Raw genomic sequence first — 3,069 nt, 5'->3', positions numbered from 1 at the left:
GTTGCCGCTGTACACCTCGAAACCGTCCGGCCCGGCGTCGACGTGCTCGCGGACCTGCTGGGAGGCGGAGCCGCTGAGCTTCACGCCCGCGATCCCGTGCGCGCGGGCGAGTTCGGCGCACAGCTCGGGCGGGACGTCGATACCGCTGCGCTCAGGGAACAGGTAGGCGTAGAGCTGGGCGTCGCCGGCGGCTTCCCGGATGCTGCCGAAGTAGGCGTGCAGCTCGTCCAGCGTCGCCGGCAGGTAGTACGGCGTGAGCGCGGCCAGTCGCCGCGCGCCCGCGCGCACCGAAGCACGCGTCAGCAGCGCCGCCGTTCGCGCGTCAGCAGCGCCGACGTGGTTGATGACGTTCTGCTCGCCGAGGAGTTCCAGTGCGATCTCCAGCAGGTGCAGCCGTTCGCCGGTGCTCAGCGCGGGGAACTCGCCGGTGGTGCCGCCGACGAGCAGCTGGCCGGTGGTGCTCCGCACGAAGCCGTAGAGCTCCCTGGTGGCCGCCAGATCGAGGTCACCGCTGGGGTGGAAGGGCGTGGTCACCGCCGTGATGACGGTGCGCTGGCCGCTCATGTCGGCTTCCTTTCGTCGGAGGTGCTCCCCGACATCGTAAACCGTTAACGAAGTTTCGTTAACGGTTGACGGGAATTGGTCCGGGGTGTCACTGTCCCGTGCGGCGCCGCGAGTTCACCGGCGCCTCGGTCCCGGAGAGGAGCGCAGCCCGGCATGGGCGAGCACATCGTCAGCTTCTACGACCTGAACAACATCACCGAGGCGGAGCTTCGCGAGAACCTGCCACCGCACGACGACCTGCGGATCACCGAGATCGGGCCGGACGCCGACCTCGCGGCGCACCGCGCCGAGCTGGCCACCGCGACGATCGTGCTGGCCCCGCTGGAGAAGGAACGGCGCATCGACGCGGCGCTGCTGGACGCGATGCCGAACTGCCGGCTGGTGCAGGCCGTCGCGGTCGGCTTCGACGGCGTCGACCACCTCGCCGCCGCCGAGCGCGGCATCCCGGTGGCGAACCTGCCCGGCTTCAACGCCGATGCGGTCGCCGACTGGACCGTCGGCGCGATGCTGCACCTGCTGCGCCACTACTCGCGAGGCCACCGCAAGGTCGAGCGCGGCGGCTGGGGCCCGGAAGGACTGCGCGGGCGGGATCTGTCCGCGCTCACCGTGGGAATCCTGGGTTTCGGCAACATCGGGCGCGCCGTCGCCCGCCGCCTGGACGGCTTCGGCGCAGCCGTCGTGGTGCACGACCCGGTGCCGTCAGAACCCGGCCGCGAATACCTCGAACTGGGCGAAGTCGTGGCGCGGTCGGACGTCCTGAGCCTGCACCTGCCGCTCAACGACGCGACGCGGAACCTGCTCGACGACGACCTGCTCGCCACCCTCCCCGACGGCGCCTACGTGATCAACGCCGGCCGCGGCGGGGTGATCGACGAGTTCGCGCTGGTCCGCGCCCTGGACGCCGGGCGCCTCGCCGGCGCCGCGCTGGACGTCTTCGCCGAAGAGCCGCTGCCGACCGGCTCCCCGCTGCGCGGCCGCGACGACGTGCTGCTCAACCCGCACACGGCCGGCGTGACCTGGGAGGCCTACCACAACCTGCGCAACCGGCTGTTCGAGAAGCTCGCCGCGGTGCTCGCCGGTCGGCCGCCGGTGGACGTCGTCAACGGCGTCCGCCCGCGCTGAACCCCACCCCGCCGCGGCCCGCGGCGGTTCCACCTCAGGAGGACTGATGGTCACCTCGCCCCGGTCAACGCCGACCGGAACCGGGTCCGCGCGCGGCGGGACCGGCAAGGTCCGGTACGCGATCCTCGCGGTGCTGTTCACCGGCATCGCGATCAACTACGTCGACCGCGCGACGATCAGCGTCGCCATGCCGTTCATGAGCGACGAGCTGGGGTTGTCCGACGCCGTCGGCGGTGTCGTCCTCTCAGCGTTCTTCTGGACCTACGCTGCCGGGCAGATGCCCGGCGGGTTCCTCGCCGACCGGCTGGGACCCCGCAAGATGCTGCTGATCGCCAGCCTGCTCTGGGGACTGTCCACGATGGCCATGGGCCTGGCCTGGGGCGTGGCGTCGCTGATCGTGCTGCGGTTGGTGCTGGGCATCGGTGAGTCGCCCGCGTTCCCGGCGAGCGCGCAGGTGGTGTCGCGCTGGTTCCCGCGCTCCGAGCGCAGCTTCGCGTCGGCGACGTTCAACAACGGAAACCCGGTGGGCGCAACGCTTTCGGTGCCGCTGGTGGCGCTGGCGATCGCCACCCTCGGCTGGCGGTGGGCGTTCGTGCTGGCCGGGGCGCTCGGCGTGGTGTGGGCGCTGGTGTGGTGGAAGTTCTACCGCGAACCGCGCGAGCACCCGAAGATCGGCGCCGCCGAACTGGCGCACATCGAGCACGACCAGGAGGCGGAGGTCCCGCCGGGCGAGGTGGTCAGCTGGGGCCAGCTGTTCCGGTTCCGCGCGGTGTGGGCGATGATGATCGGCTTCTTCTGCGTCAACTTCGTCGCCTACTTCTTCATCACCTGGTTCCCGACCTTCCTGGTCAAGACCTACGGCCTGAGCCTGCTGAAGTTCGGCTTCTACGGGATGATCCCCGGCATCGCGTCGATGATCGGCGGTTGGTGCGGCGGACTGCTCTCCGACCACCTCGTCCGGCGCGGCGTGTCGCTGACGGTGGCCCGCAAGATCCCGCTGGTCGGCGGACTGCTGGGCACCTCGGTGATCGCGCTGGCGGTGATCTCGCCGTCGATGGGCGTGGCGCTGACCGCGCTCTCCGCCTCCTACTTCTGCAGCACGTTCGCCGCGGCGAGCGTCTGGGCGCTCCCGGCGGACTTCGCCCCGACCCCCGGCCACGTCGGCTCGCTGGGCGGCATCCAGAACACCGCGGCGAACATCGCCGGGATCGTGTCGCCGATCCTGATCGGCGTGATCACCGGGTTGACCAGCTCGTTCGCCCTGCCGCTGCTGATCGCCGGCGGAGTGGCGCTGACCGGTGCCGCGGTCTACGCGTTCCTGCTGCCCCCGGTCCGGCGGTTGCGCCTGGGCTAGCCCTGCGGGTGCCGTGGGCCCACGGCACC

3 protein-coding genes are annotated in these 3,069 nt (G+C 71.2%); 2 read left to right on the top strand and 1 reads right to left on the bottom strand.

Translation table 11 applies throughout. The features are described 5' to 3' along the window. The coding region (locus ABTZ89_RS37540) for a dihydrodipicolinate synthase family protein (RefSeq protein WP_351054000.1) at positions 1-564 on the bottom strand (564 nt) is incomplete at its 3' end. A 153-nt stretch (positions 565-717) separates the two neighbouring features. Between ABTZ89_RS37540 and ABTZ89_RS37535 the strand changes: the two genes are divergently transcribed. Together ABTZ89_RS37535 and ABTZ89_RS37530 are read left to right on the top strand one after the other, a co-directional pair. Then, positions 718-1,686: a 2-hydroxyacid dehydrogenase gene (locus ABTZ89_RS37535; protein WP_270950154.1), complete on the top strand. Its 969-nt coding sequence runs from the start codon at positions 718-720 to the stop codon at positions 1,684-1,686. Between the two features lie 46 nt (positions 1,687-1,732). After that, entirely contained in the window at positions 1,733-3,040 is a 1,308-nt protein-coding gene (locus ABTZ89_RS37530; RefSeq protein ID WP_351053996.1) for an MFS transporter, read from the top strand. The last annotated feature ends 29 nt before the right edge of the window (positions 3,041-3,069 follow it).

It is taken from the genome of Saccharopolyspora sp. NPDC002686, from assembly GCF_040295745.1.
Taxonomy (GTDB): Bacteria; Actinomycetota; Actinomycetes; order Mycobacteriales; family Pseudonocardiaceae; genus Saccharopolyspora; species Saccharopolyspora oryzae.
This window is presented reverse-complemented; position numbering and strand designations above follow the sequence as displayed.

What these genes read in the sequence shown, in the direction of transcription:
- ABTZ89_RS37530 (WP_351053996.1), top strand. Translation starts at nt 1,733, where the DNA reads ATGGTCACCTCGCCCCGGTCAACGCCGACCGGAACCGGGTCCGCGCGC.
- ABTZ89_RS37535 (WP_270950154.1), top strand. Translation starts at nt 718, where the DNA reads ATGGGCGAGCACATCGTCAGCTTCTACGACCTGAACAACATCACCGAG.